The organism is Pseudomonas sp. S1_G07 (assembly GCF_054668565.1).
On record NZ_CP162778.1, the window covers coordinates 5984136 to 6003210 of the forward strand.

Here is a 19075-nt window from a genome sequence, read left to right on the forward strand (position 1 = left end):
GTTTTATCGCCGCAATGCAAAAGGCCCCTGGATGAGAATCCAGGGGCCTTTTTGTTGGGCATCAGATTTGTGTTTTTTGTGAGGGCCTCATCGCGGGCAAGCCGGGCTCCTCATGGTGACCGCATTCCAAGGGCTTGCCCGCGATAGCGGCCTGTCAGACGAACTGAAAACTATCGGCATCCAGGTTCGCCGGGAACCGGGTGCGATACGCCGCCAGTTCAGCCGCCTCCAGGCACACCTGGAACACGCCATCCGCCTCCCCTGCGCTCAGCAAGGTCTCACCCTGGAAGTCCAGCACCTGGCTGTCACCGGTGTACGCAAAGCCCTTGCCATCCGTACCCACGCGGTTCACCGCCGCTACGTAACACAGGTTCTCAATGGCCCTTGCCGGCAGCAAACGGTTCCAATGCTGACGCCGAGCCCCCGGCCAGTTAGCGGTGTACAGCAGCAGGTCGGTGTCCTGGGCATCCCGGCTCCACACCGGGAAGCGCAGGTCGTAGCAAATCAGCGGGCGGATACGCCACCCCTTCAACTCGAACTGCACCTGGCGCTCGCCGGGGGTGTAGTGATCATGCTCGCCCGCCATGCGGAACAGGTGGCGCTTGTCGTAGTGCAATACCTCGCCATCCGGCCGCGCCCACAGCAGGCGGTTGCGGTGGCTGCCATCGGCGGCCTGGATGATCACACTGCCGGTGATCACCGCGTTGTACTTCGCCGCCTGGGCTTGGAGCCAATGATGGGTGGGGCCGTTTTCCGGCTCGGCGAGAGCCTGCGACTCCATGGAGAAACCGGTGGTGAACATCTCCGGCAACACGATCAGGTCGACGCCCCTGGCTTGCTCCAGCAGCAGGTCGAAGTGATCAAGATTGGCCTGGCGGTCGTGCCAGGCCAGTGTGGTCTGGACCAGGGCAATATGCAGGTTCGGCAGTGCAGTCAGATCACGCATAGTTTTTCAGCTGCTTGTTGCAGCGTCTCCTCGCGCTTGGCAAAGCACAGGCGCACCAGGCGCTGGCCTTGGGGTGGGTGCTGGTAGAACACCGAGACGGGGATGGTGGCCACCCCGTGTTCGCGGGTCATCCACAGTGACATGGAGACGTCATCCAGGTCCGGGCGAATCCTGGAGTAATCCACCAGCTGGAAGTAGGTTCCGGTGACCCGAGTGAAACTGAAACGCGACGGCGCCAGCAGGTCACAGAACAGGTCGCGCTTGCGCTGGTAAAACCCCGGCAGTTCGTCGACGTGCTCCGGGTGTTCGGCCATGAAGTCCGCCAGGGCGAACTGCAACGGCGTGACGCCGCAGAAATTGACGTACTGGTGCACCTTGCGCAGCTCAGCCGTGAGGGCCGGCGGCGCAACCACGTAGCCGGTTTTCCAGCCGGTGACGTGATAGGTCTTGCCAAAGGAGCTGACCACGAAGGCACGCTGGTACAGCTCTTCGTGAGCCAACACGCTGACGTGGGGCACGCCGTCGAAGACCAGGTGCTCGTAGACCTCGTCGCTGACCAGGTAGATATCGCGGTCACGGATCAATGCCGCCAAAAGGTCCAGCTCGGCGCGGCTGATCAGCGCACCGGTGGGGTTGTGCGGGGTGTTGAGGATGATCATGCGCGTACGGGGCGACAGCGCGGCCTGGATTTTCTCGAAGTCGAGGGCAAAGCCATCAAGGCTCAGTTGCACATGCACGCAACGGCCACCGGCCAGTTCCACCGAAGGCTCGTAGCTGTCATAGCAGGGGTCGAACACGATGACTTCATCGCCATTGCGAATCACCGCCTGGATCGCGCAAAAGATCGCGGCAGTGGCGCCGGGGGTGATGGTCACTTCACTGTCCGGGTTGACCGAGGCGCCGTAGCTGCGAGCGATCTTGGCCGCCACTTGCTGCCGCAGGGCTGGCAGGCCGGTCATCGGTGAGTACTGGTTATGCCCGCTGGCAACGTGCTTGCCCACGGCATCGAGCAAAGCCTTCGGGCCATTGAAATCGGGAAAGCCCTGGGACAGGTTGAGCGCGCCGGTTTCGGCAGCGAGTTGTGACATGGTCGTGAAGATGGTCGTGCCGACATTCGGCAGCTTGCTGGTGATCATGGGAGCCCCCCTTCGGGTGAGCTGCAAGTTGTAAGCTGCAAGCAACAAGCGGGTCAAGGGGCAAACCGCCAGGCACAAAAAGGGCTCCAAAGGAGCCCTCTCTTGCAGCTTGTAGCTTGCAACTCAAAGCTGCCGTTATTTCTTATCGCGGCGCTTCTTGTCGGCCTTCTTGTGGTGAGTCATCAAACGACGCTTCTTGTTCACCTGACGGTCAGTCAGCGTGTTCTTGTTGCCTTCGTACGGGTTCTCGCCACCCTTGAACTCGATACGGATCGGCGTACCGACCAGTTTCAAGACACGGCGGTAGGTGTTTTCCAGGTAACGCACGTAGGACTTGGGCACCTTCTCGATCTGGTTACCGTGGATCACGATAATCGGCGGGTTGGCACCCCCCAAGTGGGCGTAACGCAGTTTGATCCGGCGGTTGTTGACCATCGGCGGTGCGTGCTCGCCGACGGCGTCTTCGAGGATCTGGGTCAGGCGATTGGTCGGCCAGCGGGTCACGGCAGACTTGAACGAGTTCTGCACCGATGCATAGAGGTTACCGACACCGGTACCGTGCAATGCCGAGATGAAGTGGATATCGGCGAACTCGACGAAGAACAGCCGACGCTGCAACTCGATCTTGACGAAATCGCGCTCGCTCGGCGTCATGCCGTCCCACTTGTTGATCGCGATCACCAGTGCCCGACCGGCTTCCAGGGCAAAGCCCAGCAGGTTGAGGTCGTGGTCCACCACACCCTCGCGGGCGTCCATCACGAAGATCACCACGTTGGCGTCTTTAATGGCTTGCAGGGTTTTCACCACGGAGAACTTTTCAACTTCCTCGTGGATCTTGCCGCGCTTGCGCACACCGGCGGTGTCGATCAGCGTGTACTTCTCGTCGTTACGCTCGAACGGGATGTAGATACTGTCGCGAGTGGTGCCGGGCTGGTCGTAGACGATGACGCGGTCTTCACCGAGCATGCGGTTGACCAGGGTCGACTTGCCGACGTTCGGGCGGCCGATGATGGCGATCTTGATACCGTCTTTTTCGCTCGGGCCAGGAATGCGCTTGGCTTCCTCACCTTCGGCAACGATCTCTTCTTCGCCTTCCTCTTCCTCGACGTCATCCTTAGGGAAGTCGCGCAGGGCGATTTCCAGCATCTGGGTGATGCCGCGACCGTGGGCACCAGCGACCGGGATCGCGTCGCCCAGGCCCATCGGGCTGAACTCGGCGCGAGCCTGCTCAGGATCGATGTTGTCGATCTTGTTGGCGACCAGATAGGAACGCTTGTTGCGCTTGCGCAGGTGCTCGCCAATCATCTGGTCGGCAGCGGTGTAGCCCGCACGGGCGTCCACCAGAAACAACACGACATCGGCTTCTTCAATGGCCAGCAGCGACTGCTCGGCCATCTTTTCGTCCATGCCATGCTCGTCACCGGAGATACCACCGGTGTCGACAATAATGTAGGAGCGCCCTTGCCACTTTGCCTCACCGTATTGGCGATCACGGGTCAGACCGGACAAGTCGCCGACGATGGCGTCGCGAGTCCTGGTCAGGCGGTTGAACAAGGTGGACTTGCCGACGTTAGGTCGGCCCACCAGGGCGATTACGGGAACCATGCGGCTCTCCACTTCGTTATTTCAGAAAATACAAAAGCCGCTGCGGGGCAGCGGCTGGTGCTCGGGGCGGCATTTGAATGCCACATACCCTGCCCGACACTGATTCTTGCAGGAGCGAGCTTGCTCGCGAAAAACCCAAGGACGCCGCGTTCATCCAGAAACCCGCGTTAGCGTTGACGTCCTTCGCGAGCAAGCTCGCTCCTACATTAAGCAATGAAGCAGGGCCGCCTGGGGATGACCCCAAGCATAGTCAAACTTTTACTTGATGGTCAGGGCTTCCAGCTTGCCGCTGTTGCCATACACATAAAGCATGTTACCCACCACCAGCGGACGTGCACGCAGGCCGTCGCTGTCGATGCGCTCGCGACCGACAAAGCGGCCGTCCACCTGGCTCAGCAGGTGCAGGTAGCCTTCGAAGTCGCCGACTGCTACATAGCTGGAGAACACTTCCGGAGCCGACAGTTGACGGCGAGCCAGAGAGTCGTTGCTCCACAGTGCAGTGGTGGAACGCTCATCGACACTTTCAACGGTGCCGGACGCCAGGCTCACGTAGACGCTGCCAAACCCTTGGGCGACACCGGCGTAGCTGGAAGCATCACGCTGCCAGTTGACACGGCCGCTCTGCAGGTCGAGTGCGGCAACACGGCCCTGGTAAGTGGCGACGTAGAGGGTTTCACCCGACAGCAGCAAGCCACCATCGATATCGACTACGCGATCCAGCTCGGAACGACCTTGCGGGATAGCCACACGGGTTTCCCAGACCGGTACGCCGTTCCTGGTGTCCAGGGCCACCACTTTACCGGTCGACAGGCCTGCAACGGCCAGATTGTTGGTCACAACCGGACCACTGGTACCGCGCAGGGTCAACACCGCCGGAGTGCTGTCGTACAACCAGCGCTGTTCGCCGGTGCTGGCGTCGAGGCCGATCACGCGGTCGTCCTGGGTTTGCACCACGACGATATCGCCGTTGGTGGCAGGCGGTGCGAGGACTTCACTGGTCACGCGAGCGCGCCATTTCTCTTCACCGGTGCTGGAATCCAGGGCCACGACTTCGCCCTTGAGCGTACCGAGCATGACCATGCCGTAACCCACGCCTACGGCGCCGGATACAGGCAACTCGAGGTCTTTCTTCCACTTCACATCGCCGTTCATGCGATCCATGGAGACCACTACGCCGGTCACGTCAGCAGCCACAATGTTGTCACCGTCGATTGCCGGTACCAACATGTTGTAGGTTTCACCCTGGCCATCACCGATGGAGCGGCTCCACTGCTTTTGCAGGACCACTTCTTCCTTGAAGCTGGTCAGCTCGGCTGGAGGCAGTTCTTTTTTACTGTTGCTGCTGCAACCCGCGGCCAGAACGGCCAGAGCCAGCAATGCTGCATGTTTCCAACGGATCACGTCACGCATCCCCTTTGGCCAAGTCGTCCAGCTTGATTTGTAAGCCACCGACCGCCGCTTCATCAGACAGCGCCGCCTTGGCTTTTTTATACGCAGCATTGGCTTCGTCGGTACGACCCAATTGGACCAGAAGGTCGCCCTTGAGCTCTTCGCGAGTGGCTACAAATGCCTTGTCCGCATCGCCGTCGAGCAGTTTGAGTGCTTCGTCAGCCTTACTCTGTGCCGCCAGTACCTGGGCCAGGCGTTGACGTGCGATTTCACCCAGGGTCGGGTTGGCCGGTTTGTCGACGATGGCTTTAAGTTCGGCCGAGGCCTCGTCCAGCTTGCCGGAATCGACCGCGACTTTCGCGACGAACAGGTTGCCGTACTGGGCGTAGGTGCTACCGCCAAACTCTTTTTTCAGTTCTCCGGCCAGGTACGCAACCTTGGCGGCATCGGGCTTGCCGTCCGGCGTCAGGCTGGTTTCCAGCAATTGCTGATAGAGGATCGAGGCGCCCTGGGACTGGTTGGCCTGATACTTGTGCCAGGCTTGCCAGCCGAACACCACCACTAAAGCCAGCAGACCGCCGGTGACCAGGGGCTTGCCGTTACGCTGCCACCAGTCCTTGAAATCGGCCAACTGCTCATCATCAGTACTCGACACCCCAATACTCCTTAATCGCTAAATTCGGCTGTTCGACAGCTTCAACCCTGCACGATGCAGGTGGCCAAGTGCGCAGCGAGCGCATCAAAGGCAATGTTCTGTTGCTCGCCCTGGCCACGCAGGGGTTTGAAACCTATCACTTGCTGCGCCAGTTCGTCATCGCCGAGGATCAGAGCATACAGCGCGCCGCTCTTGTCGGCCTTCTTGAACTGGCTCTTGAAGCTGCCGGCACCGGCATTGACCTGCAGGCGCAGGTTCGGCAGTTGGTCGCGTACCTGCTCGCTCAGGGCCAGGGCAGCCAGTTCGGCGGCCTCGCCAAAGGCGCACAGGTATACGTCCACCTGACGGGAAATTTCTTCCGGGATCTGCTCCAGGGTCTCGAGCATCAGGATCAGTCGCTCGATGCCCATGGCAAAGCCTACGCCCGTGGTCGGCTTGCCGCCCATCTGCTCGACCAGGCCGTCGTAACGGCCACCGGCGCACACGGTGCCCTGGGCGCCGAGCTTGTCGGTGACCCACTCGAACACGGTCTTGCTGTAGTAATCGAGGCCACGAACCAGCTTCGGGTTGATCACATAGGGAATACCGGCCGCCTCCAGGCGAGCCTTGAGGCCCTCGAAGTGCGTACGCGATTCGTCGTCCAGGTAGTCGGCCATCTTCGGTGCATCAACCAGCACGGCCTGGGTGTCGGCGTTCTTGGTATCCAGCACGCGCAACGGGTTGGTTTTCAGACGACGCTGGCTGTCTTCGTCCAACTTGTCCAGGTGGGCCGACAGGAATTGCACCAGGGCTTCGCGGTAGCGCCCCCGGGATTCGCTGGTGCCCAGGCTGTTGAGTTCAAGCTTGACCGCGTCGCGGATACCCAGCATGCCCCACAGGCGCCAGGTCAGCACGATCAGCTCGGCGTCGATGTCCGGGCCATCGAGGTTGAAGACTTCCAGGCCGATCTGGTGAAACTGGCGATAACGGCCTTTCTGTGGGCGCTCGTGGCGGAACATCGGGCCGATGTACCACAGTTTCTGCGGTTGGCCGCCACCGGTGAGCCCATGCTCAAGCACGGCGCGCACGCACGCGGCGGTGCCTTCCGGACGCAGGGTCAGGGAGTCGCCGTTGCGGTCTTCAAAGGTGTACATCTCTTTTTCGACAATGTCGGTCACTTCACCGATGGAGCGCTTGAACAGCTCGGTGAACTCGACGATCGGCATGCGGATCTGCTTGTAACCGTAGTTATCCAGCAGACGCGCGACAGTGCCCTCTACGTAACGCCACAACGGCGTCTGCTCGGGCAGGATGTCGTTCATGCCACGAATGGCTTGCAGAGACTTGCTCACATCAAATCCTTAAATTCGTTCTTAGCCGCGCGCGATCAGCGCTGCGTCAGCCGCAACCTTTTCGGCTGCTTTCTCGCGGATCAGCTTTTCCAACTCATCCACCAGATTGTCATTCGTTAACTTCTGCGACGGCTTACCGTCGATGTAAATCAGGTTCGGGGTACCGCCGGTCAACCCCACATGGGCTTCCTTGGCTTCGCCCGGCCCATTGACTACACAGCCGATCACCGCGACATCCAACGGCACCAGCAGGTCTTCGAGGCGCAACTCCAGGTCGTTCATGGTTTTCACCACATCGAAGTTCTGCCGCGAGCAACTCGGGCAGGCGATGAAATTGATGCCACGGGAACGCAAACGCAGGGATTTGAGAATGTCGTAGCCGACTTTCACTTCCTCTACCGGATCTGCCGCGAGGGAGATGCGGATAGTATCGCCAATCCCTTCGGCGAGCAGCATACCGAGACCCACCGCAGATTTCACTGTGCCTGAGCGCAAACCGCCCGCTTCAGTGATACCCAGGTGCAGCGGCTGCACGATTTCCTTGGCCAGCAGGCGGTAGGCTTCTACGGCCATGAACACGTCGGAGGCCTTTACGCTGACCTTGAAGTCCTGGAAATTGAGGCGTTCAAGGTGCTCGACGTGGCGCAGAGCCGACTCAACCAGTGCCGCAGGGGTAGGCTCGCCGTATTTCTTTTGCAGGTCTTTTTCGAGGGAGCCGGCGTTGACGCCGATGCGGATCGGGATCCCACGATCACGCGCAGCGTCCACCACCGCGCGCACGCGGTCCTCACGCCCGATATTGCCCGGGTTGATGCGCAGGCAGTCCACACCCAGCTCGGCCACGCGTAACGCGATCTTGTAGTCGAAGTGAATATCGGCGACCAGTGGTACCTTGACCAGTTGTTTGATGCGACCGAAGGCTTCGGCGGCATCCATGTCTGGAACGGACACTCGAACGATATCAACGCCGGCCGCTTCCAGACGGTTGATCTGGGCAACGGTGGCGGCCACGTCGTTGGTGTCGCTGTTGGTCATGCTCTGCACCGCGATGGGGGCATCGCCGCCCACCGGCACCGAGCCGACCCAGATCTTGCGCGATACGCGACGTTTGATTGGAGATTCGCCGTGCATGACTATTGTCCCAACTTGATGCGAGCAGTCTCGCCACTGGTGAACGGCGCCACGTCCACAGGCTGGCCGTTATAAGCCACTTGCGCGCCACGGGCAAAGCCCAGACGCAGCGTCAGAGGAGGCTTGCCAGCCTGGTCAAGTGCTTCGCCCTTACGCTTCAGGCCGCTAAATAGCACTTTGCCGCTACCGTCGGTGAGCTGTGTCCAGCAATCAGCAACGAAAGTGATCTGTACGCGCCCATCACCGGCGATCAACGCTGGCGTGGTGGGTGGTGAAATCGCTGGCGTAGCCGGGGCGGCTGGAGCGGTGGTCGCCGGAGCCTGGGCAGGTGCGGCCGGGGTGTGCGTCGGCGCGACCGGCGTCGCTGGAGCGGGTGCTACAACGGCGGCCTCCGGAGTTGTTTGCGCGGCTGGCGGCTCGGCTGCCGGTACTTGCGGTGCAGCCTGGCTTTCGACAACCGCCTGGTCCTCGGGCTCATCGAGCGGATGAATCTGGGTGGTGCCGTCGGCGCTTTCGACTTCGACGTGCTCCATGGCGTTGCTGGTCAGGTCCCTGGAGCGCTGTGAGGTCTGGTCTTGCCACCAGAGAAAACCACCGCCGATCACGGCGATCAGCAGCAACAGGCTGACAATTCGCAAAATGGTATGGGAAACACGCACAGGCTCTTCGATACGACCCAGGCCATGGACATTGCTGCCCTGGGAGTCGGTGCCGGTGAACTGGTCGAATTCCTGGACCAGGATCGCCTGATCAATGCCCAGCAACTTGGCGTAGGCGCGGATATAGCCGCGGGCAAAAGTATGCCCAGGCAGCTTATCGAACGCGCCGGCTTCCAGGTTGCCCAAGGACGTGGTGGTCAAATTGAGCTTGAGGGCCACTTCCGCCAGCGACCAACCATGGCTTTCGCGGGCCTGGCGCAAGGTGTCGCCTGGGTTTACGCGATTAGCTGCTACAACTTCCGGGTGCGCCGCTTTCATCATTGCTCCGACAGGTATTGCTGATATTCCGGGGTACCGGGATAGAGTCGTTCGAGTTGCTGGCCAAAACGTGCGGCCGTGTCGTGTTCTTCATGAACCGTCGCCAGGCGCACACCGAGCAATAGACTACGTGCATTTTGCCCGCTGAGCAGGCTAAAACGCTCGTAATAGTCACGTGCTGGCACATAATGCCTGTCTTCGTAAGACAACTCAGCCATTTCGAGCAAGGCACGCGGCTGACGACTGTTCAGGTGCAGGGCCTTTTCCAGTTGCCGGCGCGCGCTGTCGCGCTGGCCGAGGCGCATCGAGGTGACCCCAAGGTTCTCGAACACCCGCGAACGCTCCGGGTAGAGAGTATCGGCGCTGGCTTGCTGGAAATAACGGGAAGCCTGGTCATAACGTTTCTGCTCGAACAGGAAGCTGCCGTAATTGTTCAGCAGCCGCGGGTCCGCAGGGCGAGTGGCCAGGGCCTTATGGAAATACTGCTCAGCCAGCTCAGGCTCGGCCTGGGCCTGAAACACCAGGGCCAGTGCGCCATTGGCGTCTGCGGCGTCGCCGTCCAGCTCAAGGGCCTTTTTCAACGGGACCTTGGCCTGCTCGCTCATGCCCTGGCGCAGGTAGCCCAAGCCCAGTTGCACATAAGCCACTCGCGCTTCGTCACGGCCCTTGCCGGTTTGCAAAGGGCTGTCATGGCCCGATGAAACACAACCGGCCGCAAGACCGGCAACCAACAGCAGCAGCGCAAGGCGCAAGGGCATAGAGATCCTCTCTCAGGTTCGATTCGCAGCGTTTTGCGGCATATCGTCGGCGGCACTCAACTCACGCACGGCAATATAACGTTCGCTGCGGCGGGTGCGATCCAGCACCTGTCCTACCAATTGGCCGCAGGCCGCGTCGATGTCTTCACCACGGGTGGTGCGCACCGTCACGTTGTAGCCTGCCTGATGCAGTAGATCCTGGAAGCGGCGGATGGCATTGTTGCTCGGCCGCTCGTAGCCAGAATGAGGAAACGGGTTGAACGGGATCAGGTTGATCTTGCATGGGGTGTTCTTGAGCAACTCGATCATCTCGACGGCGTGTTCGACCTTGTCGTTGATGTCCTTGAGCAGGGTGTACTCAATGGTCAGCACGCGCTTCTCACCCAAGGTCGCCATATAACGCTGGCAGGATTCGAGCAGCATCTTAAGCGGATACTTCTTGTTGATCGGCACCAATTGGTTACGCAATGCATCATTGGGTGCGTGCAGCGACAACGCCAGGGAGACGTCGATGTGCTTGGCCAGCTCATCGATCATCGGTACCACGCCGGAGGTCGACAGAGTCACACGGCGCTTGGAGATGCCGTAGCCCAGGTCGTCCATCATCAGGTGCATGGCTGCGATTACGTTGTCGAAATTCAGCAGCGGCTCACCCATGCCCATCATCACCACGTTGGTGATGGCACGGTCGACGGTTGCCGGGACGCTGCCAAAGGATTTGTTGGCAATCCACACCTGGCCGATCACTTCGGCAGCGGTGAGGTTGCTATTGAAGCCTTGCTTGCCGGTGGAGCAGAAACTGCAGTCCAGGGCACAGCCTGCCTGGGACGAAACGCACAAAGTGCCGCGCTTGCCCTGGGGAATGTACACGGTCTCGACGCAGCTGCCGGACGCCACGCGCACCACCCATTTACGGGTGCCGTCGCTGGAGATGTCCTCGCTGACAACCTCGGGACCACGCACCTCGGCAATCGCCTTGAGCTTGTCGCGCAGGGCCTTGCTGACGTTGGTCATGGCGTCGAAATCATCGACGCCAAAGTGGTGAATCCATTTCATTACCTGACCGGCACGGAAACGCTTCTCCCCGATTGAGTCGAAGAATTTTTCCATTTCCTGCTGAGTCAGACCCAGCAGGTTGGTTTTTACAGTCGATGTCGTCATGGATTCACCCTCACTCTTTAAGCCGATGCTTAGCGAGTGGTTACTTCAGTAGCGGCGAAGAAGTACGAGATTTCGCGAGCAGCAGCGGCTTCGGAGTCCGAACCGTGTACAGCGTTGGCGTCGATGGAATCAGCGAAGTCAGCACGGATGGTGCCGGCAGCGGCTTCTTTAGGGTTGGTAGCGCCCATCAGCTCACGGTTCAGAGCGATAGCGTTCTCGCCTTCCAGCACCTGAACAACAACAGGACCGGAGATCATGAAGGCAACCAGGTCGCCGAAGAAACCACGGGCGCTGTGCTCAGCGTAGAAGCCTTCAGCTTCAGCCTTGGACAGTTGCTTGAGTTTCGAAGCTACAACCTTCAGGCCGGCTTTTTCGAAACGAGTGGTGATCTCGCCGATGACGTTTTTTGCAACAGCGTCAGGCTTGATGATGGAGAAAGTACGTTGAACAGCCATGGTGTAACTCCAGAAACGGTAATTTACGAAAAATTAAACCCGCGAATTATACGCGGGTTCTTGGGTATTGCCTAACTGCGTGAGGGAGGCTTCAGTCCTGTTCTTCTTTCCAGGCAGTCTGGATAGCTTCAAGAACCTTTTCACCGCCGCGATCCCGCTCGTCTTCAAACCCTGGCAAGGCCATGACCATGTCACGCAAAGCTACAAAGTTCACCGAATAGGGATCCATACCCGGATGGCCGTCGGCCAGCAGAATAGCGATCTCTTGCACATCAACCCATTTAAGACTCATGACACTTCCTTGAATCAGTGCGGCGCTTCGGCCGCATGGTTGAGCGAATACTTCGGAATTTCGACGGTAAGGTCTTCTGTACCCACTTTTGCCTGACAGCTCAGGCGCGAAGTCGGTTCCAGGCCCCATGCCCAATCAAGATAGTCCTCTTCCAGCTCATCGGCCTCTTTGAGGCTATCGAAACCTTCGCGGATAATGCAGTGACAGGTGGTGCAGGCATTGACACCACCACACGCACTCTCGATCTCGATGTGGTTGTCATGGGCGACGTCGAGAAGGGACTTGCCGGTCTCAGCCTCCACGACCATACCGTCCGGGCAATGCTCGGGGTGTGGCAGAAAAATGACCTGCGGCATCAGTTATTCCTCAATTTCATTCAGGTTGCGTCCCGCCAGGGCGGCTTTCACCGTCTGGTTCATACGACGGGCGGCAAAGGCATCGGTTACTTGTGAAAGGCGCTTGGTCTGTTGCTCGATGGCATAACCATCGGTGCTTTTCATCAATTCGGCCAGCTCCTGCATCTGCAGGTCTATGACCAGGCGCTCCTCGGCATCCAGCAGACGATCTCCGTCCACCTCAAGCGCGCCCTGCACCGCTTCAAGCAGGCGCTGTGCATCGACTTGCTGCTCACGCAGTACGCGGGCGACCTTGTCGTCACCGGCGTACTGGAACGAATCCTTGAGCATCTTGGCAATTTCGCCGTCAGTCAGGCCGTAGGACGGCTTGACCTGAATGCTGGCCTCAACGCCTGAGCCCAACTCGCGCGCTGCGACGCTGAGCAGGCCGTCGGCGTCGACCTGGAAGGTTACGCGAATCTTCGCCGCACCCGCGACCATGGCCGGGATGCCGCGCAACTCAAAGCGTGCCAGGGAGCGGCAGTCGCTGATCAGCTCACGCTCGCCTTGCAGCACATGAATCATCATGGCCGTCTGGCCATCTTTGTAAGTGGTGAAGTCCTGGGCGCGAGCGACGGGAATGGTGGTGTTGCGCGGAATCACCTTTTCCATCAAGCCCCCCATGGTTTCCAGGCCCAGGGAAAGCGGAATCACGTCAAGCAGCAGCAGTTCGCCACCGTCGCGCTTGTTGCCGGCCAGGGTATCGGCCTGGATGGCGGCGCCGATGGCGACCACTTGATCCGGATCGATCTCAGTCAATGGCTGACGACCGAAGGCTTCGGCGACGGCTTCACGAACGCGAGGAACGCGGGTGGATCCTCCCACCATGACCACGGCACCCACATCGTCCAACTCGATGCCGGAATCACGCACGGCGCGTCGGCACGCCTTGAGGCTGCGGGCGACCATCGGCTCGATCAACGCATCGAAGGCTTCGCGGGTCAGTTGGGCCGACCAGTTGCCGTAGGACACCTCAACGGATGCAGCCTCAGTCAGCGCTTCTTTGGCGGCGCAGGCGGTTTGCAGCAGATTACGCTGCGCACCTGGGTCCAGATCCGCCGACAAGCCGGCATTGGCGATGATCCACCCCGCGATGGCGTGATCGAAGTCATCGCCGCCCAAGGCGCTATCCCCGCCGGTGGCCAGCACTTCGAATACACCGCCGGTCAGGCGCAGGATGGAAATATCAAAAGTCCCGCCACCCAGGTCGTAAATGGCAACCAGGCCTTCGGCATGCTGGTCCAGGCCGTAAGCCACCGCAGCCGCGGTCGGCTCGTTGAGCAGGCGCAGCACGTTCAGGCCGGCGAGCTTGGCCGCGTCCTTGGTGGCTTGGCGCTGCGCATCATCGAAATACGCCGGGACCGTGATCACTGCACCGACCAGTTCGCCACCCAAGGTGGTTTCCGCACGCTGGCGCAACACCTTGAGGATGTCAGCCGACACTTCCACCGGGCTTTTCGGGCCCTGGACAGTGTCGATGAACGGCATATGGGATTCACCGCCGACAAAGCGGTATGGCAGTTGGTCGCCCAATTGCTTGACGTCGGAAAGGCCACGCCCCATCAAGCGCTTGACCGACAGCACGGTGTTCAAAGGATCGGTAGACGCCGCCAGCTTGGCCGACTCGCCCACTTCGGTGCGGTCGGGGTGATAACGCACGGCGGACGGCAGGATCACCTGGCCATCGGCGTCAGGCAGCGGCTCGGACAGGCCGCTGCGCAAGGCAGCAACCAGGGAATTGGTGGTGCCCAGGTCAATCCCCACCGCCAGGCGACGCTGGTGCGGTTGTGGGCTTTGGCCGGGTTCGGCGATTTGCAGTAGAGCCATGGTAATCAGGTCTTATCTGTCTATCAGGCGTGCATCACGGGCAGCACTGGGTTAATCGTCGAGGCGCTCTTCTAGCTGGCGCACTTCGTAGGTGAGCTTGTCGAGGAACTGCATGCGCCGCATCAGGCGTTCAGCCTGCTCGCGTTGCGCCGCGTCATCCCAACAGGCTGCGAAGCTTTCGTTGAGCTCATCCTGGGCCGTTTTCAGACGACGCTTGAAGACCGCGACACCGGCCACATCGGCTTCGTCCTGCAAGTCTTCGAGTTCTTCGCGCCATTGCATCTGCTGCATCAGGAAGTCCGGATCATGCACCGTCACTTCCAATGGCAGCTCGCCACCGTTCATCGCGAGCAGGTAACGCGCGCGCTTCGCGGGGCTTTTAAGCGTCTGATAGGCCTCGTTGAGGCTGGCCGATTGCTCCAGCGCCAAGCGCTGCTCACGCTCGGAAGCGTCAGCAAAGCGGTCTGGATGCACGCTACGCGCCAATTCACGGTAGCGCGTGGCAAGCTGCTCGAGATCCAGCCGAAAACCCGGCTGCAGCTCGAATAAAGCGAAATGACAAGGAGTACCCACAATAGCCTCAGATGTTGAAGCTTTCGCCGCAGCCACATTCACCGCGAACGTTGGGGTTGTTGAACTTGAAGCCTTCGTTCAACCCTTCCTTGACGAAATCGAGTTCGGTGCCGTCCAGGTACGTGAGGCTCTTGGGGTCGATGATCACTTTCTCGCCGTGACTTTCGAACACCTGGTCTTCCGCAACCACCTCGTCGACAAACTCCAGCACGTAGGCAAGGCCGGAGCAGCCCGTGGTGCGAACACCCAGACGAATCCCCTCACCTTTACCGCGCCCATCCAGGGAGCGTCGCACGTGCCGCGCAGCCGCTTCTGTCATGCTGATAGCCATCGTTGACTCCTTACTCGTCGCCAAATGCTTAGTTCAAGCCTTTCTTCTGCTTGTAGTCGCGAACAGCCGCCTTGATGGCGTCTTCAGCGAGTACGGAGCAGTGGATTTTCACTGGCGGCAGGGCCAGCTCTTCGGCCAACTGGGTGTTGCTGATAGTGACAGCTTCATCCAGGGTCTTGCCTTTCATCCATTCGGTCGCCAGGGAGCTGGAGGCGATGGCCGAACCGCAGCCGTAGGTCTTGAACTTGGCGTCTTCGATAACGCCAGCCTCGTTGACCTTGATCTGCAGGCGCATGACATCGCCGCACGCCGGGGCGCCGACCATACCGGTGCCGACATCAGGATCTTCCGCGTCCATCTTGCCGACGTTGCGCGGGTTTTCGTAGTGGTCGATGACCTTTTCGCTGTAAGCCATGGTACTGAATCCTCACTCATCAGGGCCGCTCTGGAACCCTGTAAAAACGCCTGCGTTTTCCGCCACGTTCCTACAGAGCTTGGGTGGCGGCTTCTATAGTTAGTGTGCCGCCCACTCGATCTTGGAAATGTCGACACCGTCCTTGTACATGTCCCACAGCGGCGACAGAACGCGGAGCTTGTTGACGGCTTCGCAGACTTTCTGCGCGGCGTAGTCGACTTGTTCTTCGGTGGTGAAGCGGCCGAACGTAAAGCGGATCGAGCTGTGCGCCAGTTCATCGTTGCGGCCCAGGGCACGCAGGACGTAGGACGGCTCAAGAGAAGCCGAGGTGCAGGCCGAACCGGACGAAACCGCCAGGTCCTTGAGCGCCATGATCAGCGACTCGCCTTCGACGTAGTTGAAGCTCAAATTCAGGTTGTGCGGTACACGAGCAGTCATGCTGCCGTTGATGTACAGCTCTTCAAGGTTCTCGACCTGCTTGAAGAAGCGGTCGCTCAGGGCCTTGATACGCACGTTTTCGGCAGCCATGTCTTCCTTGGCTACACGGAAGGCTTCGCCCATGCCGACGATCTGGTGAGTCGCCAGGGTGCCCGAACGCATGCCGCGCTCGTGACCGCCGCCGTGCATGGTGGCTTCGATGCGCACACGAGGCTTACGGCTCACGTACAGGGCACCGATACCTTTAGGGCCATAGGTCTTGTGGGCCGAGAACGACATCAGGTCGACTTTCAGCTTGGACAGGTCGATGTCGACCTTGCCGGTGGACTGGGCGGCATCGACGTGCAGCAGCACCCCTTTGGAACGGGTCAGCTCGCCGATGGCCGCGATGTCGTTGATGGTGCCGATTTCGTTGTTCACGTGGATCACGGAAACCAGGATGGTGTCTTCACGCATCGCCGCTTCGATCATGGCCGGGGTGACGATACCGTCGGTGGTCGGCTCAAGGTAGGTGACTTCGAAACCTTCACGCTCAAGTTGGCGCATGGTATCGAGGACAGCCTTGTGCTCGATCTTGGTGGTGATCAGGTGCTTGCCCTTGGTCGCGTAGAAATGCGCGGCCCCCTTGATTGCCAGGTTGTCGGACTCGGTGGCACCGGAGGTCCAGACGATTTCGCGCGGGTCCGCGCCAACCAGGTCGGCGACCTGGCGACGAGCGTTCTCGACCGCTTCCTCGGCTTTCCAGCCAAATACGTGGGAACGGGAGGCTGGATTGCCGAAGTTTCCGTCAACCAGCAGGCATTCGCTCATCTTTTGCGCGACACGCGGATCAACCGGGGTGGTCGCTGAGTAATCAAGGTAAATCGGCAATTTCATGGACTTTCTCCTAAATCAGGCTGGCTGGCGTGCCGTTAGCTCTTCGGCTGTCACTCGACGGCAGACGCTTCAATCTTGTCCAGACGCGGCGCCTTGGTGTTGCAACGGCGCTGGTCCTGACGCTGGGCTACTTCTTGTACTTCACGGCGAGTTACAAGATCAGCCAAGCTGATACCACTCAAAAACTCATGGATCTGCAGGCTCAAGTCACACCACAAGTGGTGGGTCAGGCAGGTGTCGCCGGCATGGCAGTCACCCAAACCCTGGCATTTGGTGGCATCGACGGATTCGTTGACAGCATCGATCACCTGGGCCACCTGAATGCCCTGCATATCGCGCGAAAGCTGATAGCCACCTCCTGGCCCACGCACGCTGGAAACCAGATTGCTACGGCGCAATTTGGCGAACAGCTGCTCAAGGTAGGACAGGGAAATGCCTTGGCGCTCGGAGATATCGGCCAGGGACACCGGCCCAGTTTGCGCGTGCAAAGCCAGGTCAAGCATGGCGGTTACCGCGTATCGGCCTTTTGTAGTCAGTCTCATGGACAAGTACCAAGGTGTTTCAGAATGGGAGCAAGTATGCGATTCCCGAGTATTTAAGTCAACTATAAGACCTAGTACTTTAGTCAGGATTACCCGCAAAAAGGGCGCGCGAATCATAGCAGGACGGGGCGGAATCGAACAGCGGGAACAGGGCCGAGCGACAATTGCACGACCTATGGATATCACCTGTGGAAGCTGGCTTGCCTGCTCCCACAGGGGGAGCGCATTCAGCCAGCTTTAGTCGCAGAGGCTTCGTCCTTGATCTCGGCGAAGTCTTCTTCGCGCAGCTCAGGCAGGTCCTTGGCACAGTAACTGCTGCCCAGCTCTTTCAGCGCACCGCACATACCGTCCAGCTTGCCATCCACGGCCTGCAGGTGGTCGAGCAACTGGCCGATGGCACGGGCGACCGGGTCGGGCATGTCTTCGCTGACGCCGTAGGCGTCGAAGCCGATCTTCTCGGCCATGGCCTTGCGCTTGGCTTCCTGCTCATTGCCGACCTCAGGCTTGACGATGATCCGGCCAGGGATACCCACCACGGTCGCACCAGGCGGAACGGCCTTGGTCACCACGGCATTGGAACCCACTTTGGCGCCAGCCCCCACGGTGAAGGGCCCGAGCACTTTGGCGCCCGCCCCGACCACCACGCCATCTTCCAGGGTCGGGTGACGCTTGCCCTTGTTCCAACTGGTACCGCCCAAAGTCACGCCCTGGTACAGGGTTACGTCATCACCGATTTCGGCGGTCTCGCCAATGACGATCCCCATGCCATGGTCAATGAAGAAGCGCCGCCCAACCTTGGCCCCCGGATGAATCTCGATCCCGGTCAACCAGCGGCCGAAGTTCGACACCAGCCGCGCCAGCCATTTCCAACCCATCCCCCACAGCGCGCCGGACAGGCGATGGATCCAGATCGCGTGCATGCCCGGGTAGCAGGTCAACACCTCAAAGGCGTTGCGCGCCGCCGGATCACGGTGGAAAACACTCTGGATATCTTCTCGCAAACGCTCGAACATTTTTAATCCTTCCGCTTAAGAAGCTCGCCACGGGCCGCTTTCTGGGTTTCCGTGAGGATGCCACGCAATATATTCATTTCTGCTCGACTGACCGAGCTGCGTCCGTACAACCGACGCAGGCGCGCCATCAAGTGCCGTGGTTTTTCCGGATCGAGGAATTCAATGGCTACCAGGGTTTGCTCCAAGTGCTCATAGAATCGCTCCAATTCGTCCATTGTGGCCAGCTCGCCACTCTTGGTCGAAGCAACTTCTTCCTTCTCCATTTTGCTTGGCTGGCCTGCAGCAGCCAGCCAAGCCATGCGCACTTCATAAGTCAACACCTGCACCGCCGCCCCAAGGTTCAGCGAGCTGAATTCAGGGTCTGATGGAATGTGCACGTGGTAGTGACATCGCTGCAGCTCTTCATTGGTCAGACCGGAATCTTCGCGACCGAATACCAAGGCGATTTCAGCGCCACCAGCGGCCTCTTCCACGACTTTACTGCCGCACTCGCGCGGATCCAGCAGCGGCCAGGGGATACGACGATCACGAGCGCTGGTACCAAGCACCAGGTTGCAGCCGACCAGGGCATCCTCCAACGTGGCGACGACCTGGGCTTTTTCAAGCAGGTCATTGGCGCCGGATGCGCGAGCATCAGCCTCGTGGTGCGGGAACACGCGCGGCTCGACCAGCACCAGGCGCGTCAGCCCCATGTTTTTCATGGCTCGCGCCACCCCACCGATATTGCCGGGATGACTGGTATTGACCAAGACGACACGAATGTTTTGCAGCAAGGGAGGCGCTCTCGGACACGGGAAAGGGGAGCAAATCTTACAGAACAGCCTAAGGT

At 59.9% G+C, this 19075-nt stretch carries 21 protein-coding genes; all 21 read right to left on the bottom strand.

What is annotated here, in order from left to right; translation table 11 throughout:
- Window positions 1–154: 154 nt before the first annotated feature.
- Window positions 155–946 (bottom strand): amidohydrolase, encoded by a 792-nt coding sequence (locus AB4O05_RS27315; RefSeq protein WP_460134186.1) that lies wholly within the window; start codon window positions 944–946, stop codon window positions 155–157.
- On the bottom strand, window positions 934–2082 hold the full coding sequence (locus tag AB4O05_RS27320) for a pyridoxal phosphate-dependent aminotransferase (protein ID WP_460134184.1): 1149 nt from the start codon (window positions 2080–2082) through the stop codon (window positions 934–936). Before AB4O05_RS27320 ends, AB4O05_RS27315 begins: the two co-directional genes overlap by 13 nt.
- A gap of 135 nt (window positions 2083–2217) precedes the next feature.
- Window positions 2218–3687 carry a ribosome biogenesis GTPase Der gene (der, locus tag AB4O05_RS27325; RefSeq protein WP_460134183.1) on the bottom strand — a complete coding sequence of 490 codons (1470 nt, stop codon included), beginning with the start codon at window positions 3685–3687 and terminating at the stop codon, window positions 2218–2220.
- A gap of 258 nt (window positions 3688–3945) precedes the next feature.
- Window positions 3946–5097 carry an outer membrane protein assembly factor BamB gene (gene bamB, locus AB4O05_RS27330; protein WP_460134180.1) on the bottom strand — a complete coding sequence of 384 codons (1152 nt, stop codon included), beginning with the start codon at window positions 5095–5097 and terminating at the stop codon, window positions 3946–3948.
- The gene (locus tag AB4O05_RS27335; protein ID WP_460134178.1) at window positions 5090–5731 is read right to left on the bottom strand and encodes a YfgM family protein; all 642 of its coding nucleotides are present in this window, start codon (window positions 5729–5731) and stop codon (window positions 5090–5092) included. Before AB4O05_RS27335 ends, bamB begins: the two co-directional genes overlap by 8 nt.
- Before the next feature lie 41 nt (window positions 5732–5772).
- Complete coding sequence (gene hisS / locus AB4O05_RS27340) at window positions 5773–7062, bottom strand: histidine--tRNA ligase (protein WP_460134177.1); 1290 nt, start codon at window positions 7060–7062, stop codon at window positions 5773–5775.
- Between the two features lie 21 nt (window positions 7063–7083).
- The gene (gene ispG, locus AB4O05_RS27345) at window positions 7084–8193 is read right to left on the bottom strand and encodes a flavodoxin-dependent (E)-4-hydroxy-3-methylbut-2-enyl-diphosphate synthase (protein ID WP_003175952.1); all 1110 of its coding nucleotides are present in this window, start codon (window positions 8191–8193) and stop codon (window positions 7084–7086) included.
- A gap of 2 nt (window positions 8194–8195) precedes the next feature.
- Window positions 8196–9170, bottom strand: coding sequence for a RodZ domain-containing protein (locus AB4O05_RS27350; protein ID WP_460134176.1), 975 nt, complete (start codon window positions 9168–9170; stop codon window positions 8196–8198).
- Complete coding sequence (gene pilW, locus AB4O05_RS27355; protein WP_460134174.1) at window positions 9170–9928, bottom strand: type IV pilus biogenesis/stability protein PilW; 759 nt, start codon at window positions 9926–9928, stop codon at window positions 9170–9172. The genes AB4O05_RS27350 and pilW overlap by 1 nt, the downstream gene beginning before the upstream one ends.
- Before the next feature lie 12 nt (window positions 9929–9940).
- On the bottom strand, window positions 9941–11089 hold the full coding sequence (gene rlmN, locus AB4O05_RS27360; RefSeq protein ID WP_460134172.1) for a dual-specificity RNA methyltransferase RlmN: 1149 nt from the start codon (window positions 11087–11089) through the stop codon (window positions 9941–9943).
- Window positions 11090–11118: 29 nt separating this feature from the next.
- On the bottom strand, window positions 11119–11544 hold the full coding sequence (gene ndk, locus AB4O05_RS27365; RefSeq protein WP_017846179.1) for a nucleoside-diphosphate kinase: 426 nt from the start codon (window positions 11542–11544) through the stop codon (window positions 11119–11121).
- A gap of 91 nt (window positions 11545–11635) precedes the next feature.
- Window positions 11636–11836 carry a Fe-S cluster assembly protein IscX gene (iscX, locus tag AB4O05_RS27370; protein ID WP_460134171.1) on the bottom strand — a complete coding sequence of 67 codons (201 nt, stop codon included), beginning with the start codon at window positions 11834–11836 and terminating at the stop codon, window positions 11636–11638.
- Between the two features lie 14 nt (window positions 11837–11850).
- On the bottom strand, window positions 11851–12192 hold the full coding sequence (fdx, locus tag AB4O05_RS27375) for an ISC system 2Fe-2S type ferredoxin (protein ID WP_460134170.1): 342 nt from the start codon (window positions 12190–12192) through the stop codon (window positions 11851–11853).
- A gap of 3 nt (window positions 12193–12195) precedes the next feature.
- The gene (gene hscA, locus AB4O05_RS27380) at window positions 12196–14058 is read right to left on the bottom strand and encodes a Fe-S protein assembly chaperone HscA (RefSeq protein ID WP_460134168.1); all 1863 of its coding nucleotides are present in this window, start codon (window positions 14056–14058) and stop codon (window positions 12196–12198) included.
- Window positions 14059–14109: 51 nt separating this feature from the next.
- Window positions 14110–14631, bottom strand: coding sequence for a co-chaperone HscB (gene hscB, locus AB4O05_RS27385; protein WP_460134167.1), 522 nt, complete (start codon window positions 14629–14631; stop codon window positions 14110–14112).
- Window positions 14632–14638: 7 nt separating this feature from the next.
- The gene (iscA, locus tag AB4O05_RS27390; RefSeq protein ID WP_010565230.1) at window positions 14639–14962 is read right to left on the bottom strand and encodes an iron-sulfur cluster assembly protein IscA; all 324 of its coding nucleotides are present in this window, start codon (window positions 14960–14962) and stop codon (window positions 14639–14641) included.
- A 28-nt stretch (window positions 14963–14990) separates the two neighbouring features.
- Window positions 14991–15377, bottom strand: a complete 387-nt coding sequence (gene iscU, locus AB4O05_RS27395; protein ID WP_460134166.1) for a Fe-S cluster assembly scaffold IscU — start codon at window positions 15375–15377, stop codon at window positions 14991–14993.
- A 99-nt stretch (window positions 15378–15476) separates the two neighbouring features.
- Window positions 15477–16691, bottom strand: a complete 1215-nt coding sequence (locus tag AB4O05_RS27400) for an IscS subfamily cysteine desulfurase (protein ID WP_460134165.1) — start codon at window positions 16689–16691, stop codon at window positions 15477–15479.
- 50 nt (window positions 16692–16741) lie between these two features.
- Window positions 16742–17233 (bottom strand): Fe-S cluster assembly transcriptional regulator IscR, encoded by a 492-nt coding sequence (gene iscR / locus AB4O05_RS27405; protein WP_003194020.1) that lies wholly within the window; start codon window positions 17231–17233, stop codon window positions 16742–16744.
- Between the two features lie 227 nt (window positions 17234–17460).
- Entirely contained in the window at window positions 17461–18246 is a 786-nt protein-coding gene (gene cysE / locus AB4O05_RS27410; protein ID WP_460134163.1) for a serine O-acetyltransferase, read from the bottom strand.
- 2 nt (window positions 18247–18248) lie between these two features.
- Window positions 18249–19019, bottom strand: a complete 771-nt coding sequence (gene trmJ / locus AB4O05_RS27415; RefSeq protein WP_460134162.1) for a tRNA (cytosine(32)/uridine(32)-2'-O)-methyltransferase TrmJ — start codon at window positions 19017–19019, stop codon at window positions 18249–18251.
- Between the last annotated feature and the right edge of the window lie 56 nt (window positions 19020–19075).